At 67.0% G+C, this 16,105-nt stretch carries 15 protein-coding genes; 9 read left to right on the top strand and 6 right to left on the bottom strand.

The window, feature by feature from the left end:
• Nucleotide 1: 1 nt before the first annotated feature.
• The 4 genes from JOD97_RS05780 (at nt 2) to JOD97_RS05765 (ending at nt 8,324) form a co-directional block, all read left to right on the top strand.
• Complete coding sequence (locus tag JOD97_RS05780) at nt 2-1,243, top strand: PilW family protein (RefSeq protein ID WP_209714157.1); 1,242 nt, start codon at nt 2-4, stop codon at nt 1,241-1,243.
• Complete coding sequence (locus tag JOD97_RS05775) at nt 1,243-1,833, top strand: hypothetical protein (protein ID WP_229264193.1); 591 nt, start codon at nt 1,243-1,245, stop codon at nt 1,831-1,833. The genes JOD97_RS05780 and JOD97_RS05775 overlap by 1 nt, the downstream gene beginning before the upstream one ends.
• Nucleotides 1,834-1,863: 30 nt before the next feature.
• Entirely contained in the window at nt 1,864-6,555 is a 4,692-nt protein-coding gene (locus JOD97_RS05770) for a pilus assembly protein (RefSeq protein ID WP_209714153.1), read from the top strand.
• Nucleotides 6,556-6,656: 101 nt separating this feature from the next.
• Nucleotides 6,657-8,324 carry a peptide chain release factor 3 gene (locus JOD97_RS05765; protein WP_209714151.1) on the top strand — a complete coding sequence of 556 codons (1,668 nt, stop codon included), beginning with the start codon at nt 6,657-6,659 and terminating at the stop codon, nt 8,322-8,324.
• 191 nt (nt 8,325-8,515) lie between these two features.
• Here the strand turns inward: JOD97_RS05765 and JOD97_RS05760 are convergent, their stop codons facing one another.
• The 4 genes from JOD97_RS05760 to JOD97_RS05745 all read right to left on the bottom strand — a co-directional run bounded on the left by JOD97_RS05760 (nt 8,516) and on the right by JOD97_RS05745 (nt 11,544).
• Nucleotides 8,516-9,382, bottom strand: a complete 867-nt coding sequence (locus JOD97_RS05760; RefSeq protein ID WP_373999793.1) for an NAD(P)H-hydrate dehydratase — start codon at nt 9,380-9,382, stop codon at nt 8,516-8,518.
• Nucleotides 9,383-9,498: 116 nt separating this feature from the next.
• Nucleotides 9,499-10,281 (bottom strand): histidine phosphatase family protein, encoded by a 783-nt coding sequence (locus JOD97_RS05755; protein ID WP_209714149.1) that lies wholly within the window; start codon nt 10,279-10,281, stop codon nt 9,499-9,501.
• The gene (xth, locus tag JOD97_RS05750) at nt 10,281-11,066 is read right to left on the bottom strand and encodes an exodeoxyribonuclease III (protein ID WP_209714147.1); all 786 of its coding nucleotides are present in this window, start codon (nt 11,064-11,066) and stop codon (nt 10,281-10,283) included. Before xth ends, JOD97_RS05755 begins: the two co-directional genes overlap by 1 nt.
• Nucleotides 11,067-11,082: 16 nt before the next feature.
• The gene (locus JOD97_RS05745) at nt 11,083-11,544 is read right to left on the bottom strand and encodes a DUF421 domain-containing protein (protein WP_209714145.1); all 462 of its coding nucleotides are present in this window, start codon (nt 11,542-11,544) and stop codon (nt 11,083-11,085) included.
• A 141-nt stretch (nt 11,545-11,685) separates the two neighbouring features.
• Between JOD97_RS05745 and JOD97_RS05740 the strand changes: the two genes are divergently transcribed.
• The 4 genes from JOD97_RS05740 (at nt 11,686) to JOD97_RS05725 (ending at nt 14,718) form a co-directional block, all read left to right on the top strand.
• Nucleotides 11,686-11,925, top strand: coding sequence for a hypothetical protein (locus JOD97_RS05740; RefSeq protein ID WP_209714143.1), 240 nt, complete (start codon nt 11,686-11,688; stop codon nt 11,923-11,925).
• 98 nt (nt 11,926-12,023) lie between these two features.
• Complete coding sequence (locus tag JOD97_RS05735; protein ID WP_209714141.1) at nt 12,024-12,422, top strand: GntR family transcriptional regulator; 399 nt, start codon at nt 12,024-12,026, stop codon at nt 12,420-12,422.
• A complete protein-coding gene (locus tag JOD97_RS05730; protein WP_209714139.1) occupies nt 12,419-13,294 on the top strand; it encodes an ABC transporter ATP-binding protein in 876 nt (291 codons plus the stop codon). The genes JOD97_RS05735 and JOD97_RS05730 overlap by 4 nt, the downstream gene beginning before the upstream one ends.
• Nucleotides 13,291-14,718, top strand: coding sequence for a hypothetical protein (locus tag JOD97_RS05725; RefSeq protein ID WP_209714137.1), 1,428 nt, complete (start codon nt 13,291-13,293; stop codon nt 14,716-14,718). Before JOD97_RS05730 ends, JOD97_RS05725 begins: the two co-directional genes overlap by 4 nt.
• A gap of 13 nt (nt 14,719-14,731) precedes the next feature.
• On the opposite strand, the gene JOD97_RS05720 is transcribed toward JOD97_RS05725, so the two are convergent.
• Together JOD97_RS05720 and JOD97_RS05715 are read right to left on the bottom strand one after the other, a co-directional pair.
• The gene (locus tag JOD97_RS05720; protein WP_209714135.1) at nt 14,732-15,160 is read right to left on the bottom strand and encodes a cupin domain-containing protein; all 429 of its coding nucleotides are present in this window, start codon (nt 15,158-15,160) and stop codon (nt 14,732-14,734) included.
• Between the two features lie 56 nt (nt 15,161-15,216).
• A complete protein-coding gene (locus tag JOD97_RS05715; RefSeq protein ID WP_229264192.1) occupies nt 15,217-15,555 on the bottom strand; it encodes a DUF6677 family protein in 339 nt (112 codons plus the stop codon).
• A 112-nt stretch (nt 15,556-15,667) separates the two neighbouring features.
• Here JOD97_RS05715 and JOD97_RS05710 point away from each other — a divergent pair, with 112 nt between their 5' ends.
• Nucleotides 15,668-16,105, top strand: a complete 438-nt coding sequence (locus JOD97_RS05710) for a cache domain-containing protein (protein ID WP_209714133.1) — start codon at nt 15,668-15,670, stop codon at nt 16,103-16,105.

Here is a 16,105-nt window from a genome sequence, read left to right as displayed (position 1 = left end):
CATGCGCGCCCATCCTTCCCCCGTATCCTCCATCGCGCGCCGCCGGCCCGGCAGCGGCGGCTTTTCGCTCGTCGAGCTGATGGTCAGCGTGGTGATCGGCCTGCTGGCGCTGGTGTTCGCCACGCGGCTGGTCGTCAGCGGCGAACAGAACAAGGACGCCGCCGTCGGTGGCTCCGATTCGATGCAGAACGGCATGCTGGCGCTGTTCTCGCTCAGCGGCGACGCCGCCGACGCCGGCTGGGGCTTGAACGATACGATGCTGGCCGGCTGCGATACGGTATTTTCCGATAACAACGGCTATCAACTGGCGGTGGATCAGCGCGGCGGCGCCAACATCACGCCGCTGGCGCCGGTGGTGATCCAGTCCAACGGCGTCAACAGCGACGTGGTGTCGTTCCAGAGCGGCTCGTCGCAAACGGCGGTCGGCTCGACCAAGCTGGTGACCAACTATGTGCCCGGCGAGAGCACCCTGACCGTCGACAGCCGCAATCCCTACGACTTCAACGTCGGCGACGTGCTGGTGGTGGCGCCGATCACGCCCGGCGCGCGGCGCTGCACCTTGTTCCAGTTGTCGGGCTTTGGCATCGGCGTCAACGGCAACCAGTTGCAGGTCGCCAGCGGCGCCGACTTCCCGTTCAATCCGCAGGTGGGCCTGACCACGGCGTATCCGCTCAACGTCAGCTACATCTATAACCTGGGCAGCGCGCGGCGCCTGCATTTCCACACCTGGTCGGTGCAGAACGGCATCCTGCGGCTGCGCGCCACCGATATGCCCGGCTCGGCGCAGCAGGGCGCGTCGGTGATCGACAACGTGGTCTCGCTCAAGGCGCAGTACGGTTTCGACAACCGGGCGCTGGCCGACTACGACCCCAACACGCCCGGCAACGGCGCGGCGCAGGCGTCCACCGCCAGCGGCATGCGCATCGGCGTGTGGAGCTCGACCATGATCGACGCCGACAACGACGGCGTGGTCGGCGGCGCCGGCGATTACCAGCGCATCGGTTCGGTGCGGCTGGCGGTGGTGGCGCGCAGCAAGACCGCCGAGAAGCCCGACAGCTCCGGCCAGTGCCGCGCAACCACCGTGCAGCCGACCGTGTTCGCCGGCGCCGCGCCGGCCACGGTGGCGGCCGCGCCGGTGCAGGTGAACGTGGCCGTGCTGGGCGATACGGTCGACTGGAAGTGCTATCGCTACCGCGTGTTCGAGACGATCGTGCCGATCCGTAACGCGCAGTGGAGGCCATGATGCGACCCTTGCGTGCGCCACGGCGCCAGCGCGGCATCGCCTTGCCGGTGATGCTGATCATGTTGACGGTGATGCTGGTGAGCAGCATCTACCTGCTCAAGTCGAGCACGTCGACGACGATGACCACCGCCAACCTGGCCTACGATTCGGCGCTGGGCAAGTCGGCCGACGCCGGTCTGCACGCCGGCTTCGCCTATCTGCGCTCGGTGACCAACCGCGCCGACCTGCTGGTCAACCAGCCGGCCCAGGGCTATGTGGCGACCCTGACGCCGACCTGGACCGTGAGCAACGCCGCCTTCTGGATCGGCGCCGTCACCTTGCCGGCCAATCCGGCCACCGGCGACCAGGTCCAGTACGTGATCCACCGCATGTGCACCTTCCCGGGCGCGTACAACGACGTCAACAACAGTTGCCGGACGACGTCGGCGCGCCCCAACAGCAAGGCCTCGCAGCCGTTCGGCACGTCGCTGGCGCTAGGCGCGCCGAAATTTTTGCAGCAGCCGCAAATCCATTACGTGGTGACGGCGCGCATCAACGGTGCGCGCGGCGGCAACGTGGTGACGCAAGCCGTGGTGTTGAAGGGGCCTTGAGTGAAGGCCGTCGAGAGGAAGGGAACCGCCATGAACAGATTCATCCCCGGGCTGGCGCTGGCGCTGGCCCTGTCGTACGCGTTGGCGCCGCTCCCGGCCGGCGCCGCCGCCACCCAGATCGCCCAGGTGCCGCTGCTCAACATCACCGGCACCGGCACCGTCAAGCCCAATCTGATGCTGCTGTTCGATAACTCCGGCTCGATGGACCAGACCTACACGCCGGACTACGTCAACGACAACCTGTGCCGCAGCGGCGCCACCTTGCAGGCGGGCATCACCGCCTGCGCGGTCGGCCACCCGCCGTTCATGAGCCCGGACTTCAACAAGCAATACTACAATCCGAAGATCCGCTACGCGGTGCCGATCAAGGCCGACGGCAGCTTTTATCCGGAGCAGAACCGCGCCAACACGGTCGACTGGACCTCGGTCAGCGGCGACGGCTTCGGCGTCAGTAAGCATGACCTGGCCGGCGCCAGCGTCACCGCCAACCTCAATCTGGTGACCGGCTTCCCGGACCTGCGCTGGTGCTCCGGCGGCACCTGCAGGACCAACACCTCCAGCTACACCTATCCGGACGCGACTTACCAAACCGCCAACGCCGTCACCACCGGCCCGTACTACTACACCATCGGCGTCGGCCAGTTCTGCACCGACGACACGATGAAGGTTTGCCAGTCGACCTCGGTCGGGGCGACCGCGCCGGCCGGCTATCCGGTGCCGGTCAAGGTGCGCTGGTGCAGCGACCGGCTGTTGACGCAGTGCCAGGGCAAGCGGGTCGGCGCGTTCATCTACCCGAGCTATTCGGCGCCGGCCGGGGCGGTGGCCGCCTACGGCACCATCGCCATCGGCGCCTCGGCCACGGCGGCCTCGATGAGCATCACCAGCGTCGTGCTGACCGACGCGGCCAGCGTCCAGACCACCATCACCAACGCCACGATCCCCGCCAACAGCGGCACCAACACCTTGCTCAAGCAGCAGACGGTGGCCAGCGCGCTGGCCGCCAACATCATCGCCACCAGCAACCCCACGGGGAAACAGATGTACGCCTGCGTGCGCACGCCGATCAGCCAGTCGAGCGTGCCCGCCTGCAGCGTGTTCGGCATCACCCTGTCGGCCGACAACATCGTCGCCGTGTTACCGGTCACGTGCACCGGCACGCCGAAGACCGTCAGCGGCTGCGTCGTCACCAGCGACGCCTCGCGCGCCGGCTGGGGCCTGACGGTGACCGCGCCGCAGGTGGTGGCCAGCGCCATGGTGCCGGCCAAGTCGGTGATCACCTTCACCGGCACCAGCAACGCCGCCACCGGCAACAACCAGAGCGCCATCATCCGCAATCTGTCGCTGGGCACGACGACCCTGGTCGGCGGCACCAGCACCAGCAACCCGGCCTACCTCAGCATGGGCGGCAACCGCAGCCAGAGCTACGTGGCCAACGCGCTGGCCACCCGCATCGGCGTCGGCGGCACCATCCGCGCCTATCTCGGCGGCACCACGCTGTGCCCGGGGCTGACCAACACCAGCGTCTGCCTGCTGGATTACGGCGCGACGTCCAACAGCGCCGCGATCAGCAATTTCACGATGGACAACCAGGGCGGCGTCAGCTGGACGCGCGGCGCCACCAGCGGCTACCAGGCGGCCGTCAACGACGGCATTCCGACCACCACGGCGGCCATCTCGGCCGGCTCGGGCGCGCCCAATCCCTTTGTGCGCGTCAACATCGTCAGCGGCCAGACCTATCCGAAGGGCACCGACCGCACCGATTGCGCCGCCGCCACCAGCTGCACCTACGACGAGGAAATGACCAACTTCGCCAATTGGTACGTGTATTACAAGAGCCGCCTGCAAATGATGAAGACCTCGGTCGGGCTGGCCTTCTCGGCCATCACCGGCAACTACAAGGTCGGCTACGTCAGGCTGTCGAGCGCCGGCGCCGCCCAGTCGATCGACCAGAAGCCGGCCGACTTCACCGGCAGCGCGCGCGCCACCTGGTACGACAACCTGTACAACACCACCACTTCCGGCTCGACGCCGATCCGCACCGCGATGGACAACGTCGGCCGCATGTTCGCCAACCTGGCGCCGTACGACTACGGCGCCGGCCAGGAGGTGGTGCAATACCCCTGCCAGCAAAACTTCCTGATCCTGACCACCGACGGCTACTGGAACGGCAGCTCGACCAACAACGTGGTCAACAACGACAACGTCGAGAACCCGGCGCGCTTCTGCACCCAGGCGCGCGGCTGCGTCGACGCCCGGGCGCAGGCGCAGCCGTCGATCTCGGACGTGGCGCTGCACTGGTATAACGGCGGATCGAGCACCACCACGGTGTCGCTGCGGCCGGTGCTGGAGCCGGACATGACGCGTCCCGGCTCGGTGCCGGCCGGCAGCGGCGAGAACACCCACCTGCACATGAACACCTACACGCTGGGCCTGGGCGTGGACGGCGTGATGAACTACGAGCCGAACTACGACACCGCGGCCAAGGCCGGCGGCGACTTCTACAACCTGATCACCGGCGCCACCAGCGGCTGCCCGTGGAACGGCAACGGCGCCTACGTCTGGCCCGACCCCAACACCGGCAGCACCGCCAGCACGGTGCAGGAGCGGGTCGACGACCTGTGGCACGCGGCCATCAACGGCCACGGCAAGTACTTCAGCGCGCAGGAGCCCAAGGACGTGGTCAGCGGCTTGAGCGAGGCGCTGTCGAACATGCAGGTGCGCACCGGCGCGGCGGCCGCCGCCGCGACCTCGACGCCGAATATCACCCGCACCGACAACGATATCTTCTCCGACACCTTCACCACCGTGAAATGGTACGGCGAGCTGTCCGACCAGAAGATCGACATCACCGACGGCAGCGTCAATGCGGCGGCGGTGTGGACCACCAGCGACACGCTGGGCAAGCGCGTGGCCGGCAGCACCGACACGCGCCGCATCTACATGACGAGTCCGACCGGCACGGCCGGCGCCGACCTGCTCGAGTTCCGCTTCGCCAACATGAGCGGCATCACCGCCGGCTGGTTCAGCAATAAATGCGCGGCGCTGTCGCAGTGCACCTTGCTGTCGGCCGCCGACAAGGCCATCGTCAACGACGGCAACAACCTGGTCAACTGGCTGCGCGGCCAGCAGCAGTACGCCGACGACAACCTGTTCCGGGCCTACACGCTGACCACCAACACGCCGGCCGGCGCCACCGGGCCGGTGCCGATCGTGCTGGGCGACATCGCCTCGTCCAAGCCGGCCTTCGTGCGCGCGCCGCTGGGCGACTACCCGGACGCCGACTACGACGCTTTCAAGGACAAGTACGGCAACCCGGACAGCCCAACCTACCGCGCCGGCACCGTGTACACCGCCGCCAACGACGGCATGCTGCACGCCTTCAACGCCGGCACGGGCGAAGAGGTGTGGGCCTACGTGCCGCGCATCACGATGAAAAAGCTGGCGGCGCTGGCCAGCACCACCTACGGCACCAACCACCAGTACACCACCGACGGCACGCCCGAGGTGGCCGACGTCAAGGCCGCCACGCCGTCCGGCAAGCAGTGGAAGACCATCCTGGTGGCCGGCCTGAACGGCGGCGGCCGCGGCTACTACGCGCTCGACATCACCGACACCGGCGCCGCGCCCAAGCAACTGTGGGAGTTCTGCGCCGATCCGGCCGTGTGCGCGCTCAACGATCCGGACCTCGGGCTGACCTTCGGCAATCCGCAGTTCGGCACGCTGGCCGACGGCCGCTGGGTGGTGTTCCTGACCTCCGGCTACAACAACATCACCGGCACGGACGGCGTCAGCGGCGGCGACGGCAAGGGCTACCTGTACGTCCTGGACGCCTACACGGGCGAGCTGCTGAAGAAGGTGAGCACCAATTCCGGCGACACCGCCACGCCGTCCGGGCTGGCCAAGATCACCGCCATTTCCGACGACCCCGGCGCCGATCCGCGCGCCACCTATGTCTACGGTGGCGACAACCAGGGCCAGATGTGGCGCTTCGACCTGACCGCCGACAGCGGCGCGGTGACGGTGCTCAAAATGGGCGACGCCGGCGTCAACAAGCCGATCACCACCCGTCCGGACGTGACGATGTGCGGCGTGCCGACCACCACCACCACGGGCGGCGTGACGACCACCAGCGTGCAGGGCGTGCGCGTGGTGTTGTACGGCACCGGGCGCCTGCTCGATATCCCGGACACCTCCAACACGGCGATCCAGAGCCTGTATCTGCTCAAGGACAGCGGCGCGACGATCAGCAACGTCCGCGGTGCGACGATGGTGCAGCAGACCCTCAGCCTGCTCGGGTCGAGCAGCAACACCAACAGCTACGCGATCACCAGCAATCCGGTCGACCTGACGCAGAAGGACGGCTGGTTCTTCGACTGGGCGCTGGTGCCGGGCGAGCGCATGAACCTGGACCCGCAGATCGTCAGCGGCGTGGCCAACGTGGTGACCAACCTGCCGACGTCCTCCTCGTCCTGCTCGGTGGGCGGCTCGAGCAATCTGTATCAGGTCAACGTCTGCAATGGCCAGTCGATCGGCACCCGGCCGGCCGGCATCACCCTGTCGAACACCTCGGCGGCGGTCGGTTTCATCATCGTGCGCCTGCCGAACGGCCAGTTAAAGCTGATCACCACCTTAGCCGATGGTCGAAAAGTCAACAACGACGGCCAGGAGGAGGTGGCGGCGGAGGCGCACCGGGTGGGCTGGCGCCGCGTCAAAGGGGAGTAAACCGGGGTTGGGGCCGGGCGGCGCCGCCAAACAATTCACACGGCGGGGCCAACTGCCGGTAAAATCGAGGGTTTTGCAGAACCGCCTTAGATCGCGCACACATGGTCAACGATATCGACACCGCAATACCCGAAAATAACGACGACGCCGCCCCGGTGGCCAGCGCCAAAACGCCGGCGCTGATCGCGCGCGAAGTGCAGCGCCGCCGCACCTTCGGCATCATCTCCCACCCGGACGCGGGTAAAACCACGCTGACCGAAAAGCTGCTGCTGTTCTCGGGCGCGATCCAGATGGCCGGCACCGTCAAGGCGCGTAAATCGGGCCGCCACGCCACCTCGGACTGGATGGAGATCGAGAAGCAGCGCGGCATTTCGGTGGCCTCGTCGGTGATGCAGTTCGAATTCCGCGACCACGTGGTCAACCTGCTCGACACCCCGGGCCACCAGGACTTCTCGGAAGACACCTACCGGGTGCTGACGGCGGTCGACTCGGCGCTGATGGTGATCGACGCCGCCAAGGGTGTGGAGGCGCAGACCATCAAGCTGCTCGACGTCTGCCGCATGCGCAACACGCCGATCGTCACCTTCATGAACAAGATGGACCGCGAGACGCGCGATCCGCTCGAACTGCTCGACGAGCTGGAATCGGTGCTCAAGATCCAATGCGCGCCGGTCACCTGGCCTATCGGCATGGGCAAGAACTTCCGCGGCGTGTACCACCTGCTGAATGACGAGATCATGCTGTTCAAGGCCGGCGAGGAAAAGGCCGACGGCGCCTTCGAGATCATCAAGGGCATCGACAATCCGCGCCTGCAGGAGATGTTCCCGCTGGAGATGGACCAGCTGCGCATGGAAGTGGAGCTGGTCAGCGGCGCCTCGCACCCGTTCGACCTGCAGCAGTTCCTGTCGGGCGTGCAGACGCCGGTGTTCTTCGGATCGGCGATCAACAACTTCGGCGTGCGCGAGATTTTGTCGGCGCTGGTCGACTGGGCCCCGGCGCCGCGCGAGCGCGACGCCACGGTGCGCGCGGTCGATCCGAAGGAGCAGCCGTTCACCGGTTTCGTGTTCAAGATCCAGGCCAATATGGACCCGGCGCACCGTGACCGCATCGCCTTCCTGCGCGTGTGCTCGGGGCGTTTCGAGCGCGGCATGAAGGTCAAGCACCTGCGCCTGGGGCGCGAGATCAAGGTCTCGTCGGTGGTGACGTTCATGGCGTCGTCGCGCGAGCAGGTGGAGGAGGCGTACGCCGGCGACATCATCGGCCTGCCGAACCACGGCAACATGCAGATCGGCGACTCGTTCTCCGAGGGCGAGCTGTTGACGTTCACGGGGATTCCGTACTTCGCGCCGGACTTTTTCCGCTCGGTGCGGATCCGCAATCCGCTCAAGATCAAGCAATTGCACAAAGGTCTGCAGCAGCTGGGCGAGGAGGGCGCGGTGCAGGTCTTCAAGCCGGTGCAGGGCGGCGAGCTGGTATTGGGCGCGGTCGGCGTGCTGCAGTTCGAGGTGGTGGCCAGCCGTTTGCTGAACGAATATGGCGTCGACGCCGTGTTCGAGGGCACCAGCATCAGCAGCGCGCGCTGGATCTCGAGCGACGACAAGAAGGCGCTGGCCGACTTCGAGAACGCGCTCGGACACAACGTGGCGTACGACGCCGCCGGCAACATGGCGTACCTGGCCACGTCGAGCGTGAATTTGCGGTTGACGGAGGAGCGCTGGCCAAAGCTCAAGTTCCACGCCACGCGCGAGCACTCGGCCAAGCTGGTGTAACGCCGTAATTGGTGGGCGCGCCGTCTTTGGCGACGCGCGCATGGCGGATTACGCCGTTCCGGCTAATCCGCCCTACGTGTCTCCGTGGTCCGCATTCGCGCGGGCCTGCGGACACCCAACCCCAACCCACCAAGGAAACACGTAGGGCGGATTAGCGCAGCGTAATCCGCCACCGCTCCGCCAACACCGCATCAATGCGCCGCCAGCGCCCGCAACAGCGCCGGCACCTCGCCGCTGATCTCGCGCGCCAGATAACCGAGCGGCCCATGCCGCAGCGACAACTGCTCGCCGGCCATCGCATGCAAGGCCACGCCCCACGCCGCCGCCTGCTCCAAGGCCGCCCCGCGCGCGGCCAGGCCCGCGATCAACCCCGCCAACACGTCGCCCGACCCGGAAATCGCCAACCCCGTATTGCCACCTTCATGACGCCAGCGCCTACCGGAAGGCTCCGCGATCACCGTCACCGCGCCCTTGAGCGCCACCACCGCCCGCCAATTACGCGCCGCGCGCTGCGCCGCCACCTGAGGCGCCTGGGCAATATCCTCCTTGTCCCCACCGGTCAACCCGGCCAGCTCGCCCGCATGAGGCGTCAAGAGCACCGGACTATCGAAGCGAAAGCCATCGCGCGCCAAACACATGGCGCCGGCGTCGAGCACCAACGGCGCGTGTGCGCAATGCGGCAGCAGCGCGCGCACCAGCGCCGCGCTGGCCGCCTCGTCCTGCATGCCCGGCCCGATCAGCACCGCGCTGGCGCGCTCGCAAGCCTTGAACAAACTCTGCGCGCCATCGGCGAGCAAGCCGCCATCGGCCGTCTCGGCCAGGCCGATCACGCGCGCCTCCGGCAGCGCCACGCCCAACTGCGGCGCCACGCTGGCCGCGGTGGCGATGGTCAGCTTGCCGGCGCCGGCCCGCAGCGCGGCGGTCGCCGCCAGCAGCAGGGCGCCGGGCATCTCGCGCGAGCCGGCCACGATCAACACATGGCCGCGCACCTCCTTGTCGGCGTCCACGCCCGGCATCGGCAACTTCCAGTCGCGCAACGAACCCGCCGTGATCGCCACTTCCACTCCGGGGTCAGGTCCACCATTTCTACACGGGCTGTTCTGTAGAAGTTCCGTACGGTCGGGGTCGTGTAGAAATGGTGGACCTGACCCCGGAGTTTGTTGATTGGGCGCGCTCATGATTTGGGGGCGGCCGGCATGTCCGGCTGGTGCGTGACCGGCGTGCCCGTTTCTTCCAGCGGCGCGACGAAGTTGGCCTGCACCAGCACCAGCTTGCCGTGCTTGCCGGCGCGGGGATCGTAGCGGTATTCGGTGATGCCGCAGTTGGGCACGTCACCCATGCGGTCGATCGCCAGGATGCCTTCCTCGTCCAGCCGCTCCAGCAAGTATCGGAAGCAGTTGACGATCACCTGGTGGGCGACGATCAGCACCCGCTCGCCCCGGTATTCGCGGCTGATCGTGTCGAGCGTGCTGCGCAGCCGCAGGATGACGTCGCACCAGCTTTCGCCGCCCGGCGGACGGAAATAGAATTTGCCCACGTGCTGGCGCTGCTCGGCCAACTCCGGATATTTGTCGCGGATGCCCAGCGGCGTGAGGCGATCGAGGATGCCGAATTCCTTTTCGCGCAGCCGCTCGTCGGCCACCACCGCGCACAGGCCCTCGCGCCCGAGCCGGTCGAGCACCGCGCCCGCCGTGGCGTGGGCGCGCACGTAGGGCGAGAACAGCACCACCGTCGGCCGCGCGTCCGGGCCCAGCGCGCGGAACCAGTCGCCCAGCGCGCCCGCCTGGCGCCGGCCCAGCTCCGACAAGGGCACGTCGACATCGCGCTCGGCGATGTCGATCAGCAGGTGCGAGGCCGCTTCGGCCGCGTCCCGCGCGACATTGCCGGCGCTTTGGCCGTGCCGCACCAGCCAAATGTGATCAGGCCATTTCTGTTCGCGTTTCGGTTCCTGTTCCATCACTTGCCCCCGTCGATATCGAGCTCGATCCAGACCGGCGCGTGGTCGCTGGGCTTTTCGCGCCCGCGCACGTCGCGGTCGACGTCGGCCGCCTTCAACGCCGGCGCCAGGTCGGGACTGAGCAGCAGGTGGTCGATGCGCAGGCCGGCGTTGCGGCCATAGGCGTTGCGGAAGTAGTCCCAGAACGTGTAGATCGTTTCGCCCGGATGCATGGTGCGCAGCGCGTCGGTCCAGCCCTGCGCGACCAGCCGGTGGAACGCCTCGCGCACCTCCGGCCGGAACAGCGCGTCGTCGACCCAGCGCTCCGGCTTGTAGACGTCTAGCTCGGTGGGCATGACGTTGAAGTCGCCCGCCAGCACCGTCGGCGTGCCGCTGTCGAGCAGGCGCGCGGCGTGCGTGATCAGCCGTTCGAACCATTGCAGCTTGTAGTCGAATTTGGGGCCGGGCGCGGGATTGCCGTTCGGTAGATACAGGCCGGCGATCAACACGCCGTTGACCACCGCTTCGATGTAGCGGCTTTGCTCGTCGTCCGGATCGCCCGGCAGGCCGCGTCCGACTTCGATTGGGGCCACGCCGCGCGCCAGGATGGCGACGCCGTTCCAGCTTTTCTGGCCGTGCCAGATGGCCTGGTAGCCGGCCTCGTTGATCGCCGCTTCGGGGAATTTCTCCTGCGGTGCCTTGAGCTCCTGCAGGCAAACGGCGTCCGGCTGTTTTTCGGCCAGCCATTGGAGCAGGGCGGGCAGGCGGCTGCCGATGCCGTTGACGTTGAAGGTGGCGATGCGCATGGTGCTCCTTGTTGGTTTATTCGTCGTGGAGGACGGTGATCTGGCCGTTCGCTTCGAGGAAGATGCATTTCATTTTGTCCTGCGAGCAGTTGGCCTCACGCAGCGCCTGGTCGACGTCGCCCTTGGCCACGTGGTTGCGGCGCATCGCGTCCTGGAACACCTTGCCGTCGCGCCCCAGCAGCACCGCTTCGCCGTCGACCATGGCGGCGATTTTTTCGCTGCGCGAGGTGGCCACCGCGATCGCGACGTTCAGCACGATCAGCGTCAGCGCCAGGATCAAGGCGCCCGGTATCGAGTCGTCGCCGCCGGACAGCGACGACGATACCGCCTCGCTCAGCAGCATAACAACCAGCAGGTCGAACGGCGTGAATTGGCCGACCGTGCGCTTGCCGGAAAACCGCATCATGATGAGCAAGGCGACATACACGATACTGGCGCGCAAGACGAATTCCCACCAAGGCAATTCCATATCGAACATGTTTTCAACTCCCGTGTCCGTTCCAGTTTTCTTGCATTATATGCAGCGCGTACCGCGCATGGCGCGCTGGTGCCGAGGCAAATCGCGGCGGCCGTGAACTAACGCACATAGGCCGGGCGCCGCCCCGCATAAGCTGTGCCCATGACAGATTGGATCAATCTTTTGCAGTGGCCGGCGATGGCGGTGACGGTGCTGGCCGCGTGGCTGGTGGCGTCGTCCCACCACACCCGGCGCAAAGTCGGGTTCTGGTGCTTTCTAGCCAGCAATGCGCTGTGGGTGGCGTGGGGCCTGCACGACCAGGCCTACGCGCTGATTGCGCTGCAACTGTGCCTGGTCGCCACCAATGTGCGCGGCGCCCTCAAAAACCAGGACAAGCAATAAGCCAGCGATTTTACCGTCGGCGAAATTTCGTCGCACGGCTTTGCGGTTTGATGTATTATTCGACTAATACACCAATACATGAAGCCATACACCGATCGATGACCGCCCATACCGCCACATTATTTACGATCGCCGTCGGTTCGTCGGACCCGATCTACCGGCAACTGATCGAGCAAACGCGCCGGCTGGCCGCCGCCGGCGTGCTGGCGCCCGGCGACGTGCTGCCGTCGGTGCGCGAAGTCGCGCTGGCGCTGGCCGTCAACCCGATGACCGTCTCCAAGGCCTACAACATGCTGGAAACCGAGGGCGTGCTGTCGCGCGCGCGCGGCATCGGCATGCTGGTGGCCGAGCGCCCGGCGCAGGCGCGCAACCGGGGCGGGCGCGAAGACCTGCTGCGTCCCACCTTGCAACGGGCGGCGGCCGAGGCGCGCCAGCTCGAACTCGATCCCGACACCGTCCTCGCCCTTTTTAAAAAAATCCTCAAGGAAGAACAATGAAATCATCCATCGTCGATGTCGCCGGCCTGCACAAATCGTTCGGCGGACAGCAGGTGCTGCAAGGTGTGAACTGGACCATCGAACCGGGCAAGGTGATCGGCCTGTTGGGCCGCAACGGCGCCGGCAAATCGACCTTGCTGGCCTGCCTGCTCGGCCTGCGCGAGGCCGACAGCGGCACCGCCGCCTTGTTCGGCGAGCGGGTGACGGACCTGAGCGACACCGTGCGCGCGCAAATCGGCTACGTGCCGCAGAAGTCGGACCTGTTCGAGTGGATGACGCCGGTGCAGATGCTCGACTACTTCAAGGCCTTGTATCCGCGCTGGAACGCCACCAAGGTGGCGGGCCTGATGCGGCGCTGGGGCCTGGACGGGCAGTCGGCGCAGCAGCGGATCGGCAAGCTGTCCGGCGGCGAGAAGCAGCGCCTGTCGATCATCCGCGCGCTGGCGCACGACCCGCGGCTGCTGGTGCTCGACGAGCCGGTCGCCAGCCTCGATCCGGTGGGCCGCCGCGACTTCCTGCATGAACTGGTGGACGACGTGATCGAGCGCGATACGACGGTGATCTTCTCGACCCACATCCTGTCGGACCTGGAGCGGGTGGCGCTGGACGTGGCGTTTCTGCAGGGGGGCAAGATCACCTTGCAGGCGCCGCTCGACGAGCTGCTCGAAAGCGCGCACCGCGTCACGGGAACCGCCGCGGCATTGGCCGGCCTGCGTTTTGGCGACGAGATCCGGCGCCACCACGGCCCCGACGGCGGCGCCACCATCCTGGCCCGTCTGACGGACGCGGAGGCGGCGGCGCTGCGCGCGGGCCCCGGCCTGCGGGTCGAAACCCTGAACCTGGAAGACCTGTTCGTCGAGGTGACCAAATGAGCGCCGGCGTCCTGCGCGCTTACATGCCGCTGTTCCATCAGCTGATTGGGGATGCGCCCGCGCGGCGTTCGCTGGCGCGTTTGGTCGGCATCCTGGGCGCCGCCACCGCCGCCGTGTTCTGGTTTTCACGCGCGGTCATGCACAGCGCCGCCGTGGGGGATGCTTTTTGCTGCCTGGCGCTGTTGATACTGTTGATGATGTGTGGCGGCACCTTCGTGGTCAGCGCCGCGCGCCAGAACCATCCGGCGAACGCCTGCCTGGTGCCGCATCTGCGGCGGCGCCTGATAACCTGTTGCGTGGTGCTGGCGGTCGCCTCCAGCGTGGTGCTGGCAAGCGTGACCAGCCTGTTTTTTGGCCATTTCGGCCTGGCCTTGGCGGGCGCGGGCCTGTTGTTCCCGTTCTTGTTGTTGGCGCAGCGCTTCCCGCTGGCGGCCGCGCTGCCGGTGGCCAGCTGGTGGTTTTCCAAGCTGCTGCCCGAAGCGTGGCTGGACCGGCTGGCCGCATTGGTGTCGGCCTTGAGCGAGCCCGCGCTGTCGGCGCTCGGCATCGCGCTCGGCATTGCGTTGTTGGCACTCGGGCTGAAATGGGCTCTGCCGCGCGGAGGCGACCGGCACTTCGCCTCGCAGGACCGGATCGAGATGTGGCGCACGCCCGGGGCGGAAGGCGCCGCGCTGCGGGCGCGCAAACGCCGCCGCTTCTGGAGCGCGGGCTACGCGGGCGCCTTGCGTCGAGACAGCGCGCGGCCGGGGGCGCCGGGCCGCAAAATGCTGCACGCGCTGGGAACGGGCGTGCACGATGGATGGCAGCTCTTTTCGATGGTGGCTTTTTCGGCGGTGGCGGTTGGGGCATTGCTGGCGAAAGCTCCCGAGTTCAGGTTTTTCGGCTGGCTGCCCGGCTACCACCTGCTGCAAATCTCGATCCTGTGGTCGGTCCAGTCGTACACCTTCGCCGTGCTGACGGTGGCTGGCGCCCGCGCCGGGGAGCAGGCGTTGTATCGACTGGCGCCGGCGGCGCCGCCGGCGCGCGACTTCAACCGCGTGTTCGCCGGGGCCTTGCTGTGGCGCTTTACGCGGATTTGGCTGGTGGCGCTGGCCGGTTTGGTTTGCATCGATATGGCGCATACCGGCAGCTTGGTACCGCGCGCCTACCCATTGGCGCTGGCCTCGCTGACGTTGCCCCTGGCCTGCCTCCTGCTGCCGGATTACGCGCGGCTGCGCCCCAATCGCATCGTCATCGGCTGGGCGGTGGCCTTGGTCGTGACGTTTGCGCTGTTTGTCGCGATGAACCACCGCCATCCCGATTTTCCGTGGCTGATGCCGGCCGGCGTCATCGCGGCCGGCACCTTCCTGGCGCTGTGGGTACAGTGGCGGTCCATGGTCACAATGCTGCCACCGGCGTTCCCCGTCGGCCGCCTGGCCGATTGACGAGGCGGGAGCGCTACTTGGCGGCGCTCGCCAGCGGCTTGCCCTTTTCGACCACGAACACGCTGACCACCTTGACCATGCCGGCGCCGACGTTGACGGCGTCGTGCACGGTGCCGGCCGGGATGATGAACGATTCGCCGGCCTTGATGCGGCGCGGGTCCTCGCCGTCGACGAGCAAGTCGCTTTCGCCCTCCACCACGTAGCCGATTTCATCGCCCGGGTGCGAATGGCGCCCGGCCGTTGCGCCCTTATCCAGTTCGACGCGGACCACGACCGCCTCGCGGCCGGGCACCGAGACCTCTCCCTTTTGAATCACGGTGCGGCGGATGCCCGGCGCTTGCGCCAGCGCGGTCGCCGTCACCACGCTGGCGGCAAGCAGCATTATCGGCAGGAGCAACTGAATCTTGGGGCGGCGGCGGCGGACGGGCGGCGGCTGTCTCATGGCGTATCCTTTTCTGTGATGGATTGGACCTCGAAGCGCGGGAGCGCCGTCCGATTCTACGCCTGTCCGCGCCGTCCCAGCCAGTAGGCGTCGGCAACCGAGCCGACCCAGCACAGCACGATCACCAGCGAGGCCGCGTTGGCGGCCGCGTTGTCGACGCCGGAGGCGTGGATCCGCGCGATGATCTGGATCGGGTCGATCGCCAGCGTGCCGTTGTTGATCTCGTCGACCAGGGCGCTGGCCAGCGTCAGCGTGGTGCGCAGCAGGAAGCCGACGGCCAGCAGCGCCGGCACGATGAACAGACAGCCGCGCAGCGGCCGTTTCAACACCAGATGCCCCAAGCCGGGGAAAATCAGCGCCGACACCAGCGCCGCCTTGGTTGTGGGTTTCATCATGGGTGCTTGTTTCCTGTTGTTTATTGGTAGCGCTGGCGCCGAGTTGAGACAGCGCAAGATTGCGTGGGGGTACGGGGCGTAGATTACAGCATGTTACCTGCGGGGGAAAATCATGCGCGCCATATTCGGAATCGTCACATTGTTAAGCTGTTTGTCGGTCCACGCCGAGCCTTGCGAAAAGGATGCCGTCGCGCTGGCCGAAAAAGGGGCGCAGTTCATCAAAACCTATGGCAAGGAGGAGATGATCGCGCGCATCAACCGCAAGGACCCGATGTTCTACCACGGCTCGCTGTATCTGGCGATGCGCGACCTGCGCGGCATCACCATCGCCCATCCCACCACCGCGCTGATCGGCAAGGATTTCCTCGACGTGCCGGACGCCGACGGCAAGGCTTTCCGCCACGAGATGGTGGCGGTGGCCAGGGGCCGGGGCAAGGGCTGGGTCGATTACAAATTCCGCAATCCGGAAACCGGCAAGGTCGCACCCAAGAGCACCTACGTGCTGCGGGTGGGCGACGTGGCGCTGGAAGCCGGCATCTACAAACACTGA

The sequence above is a fragment of the Duganella sp. 1411 genome, assembly GCF_017833525.1.
Classification (GTDB): Bacteria; Pseudomonadota; Gammaproteobacteria; order Burkholderiales; family Burkholderiaceae_D; genus Rugamonas.
The sequence above is the reverse complement of the archived record's forward strand: the minus strand, read 5'-3'. Positions and strand labels throughout refer to the sequence as shown.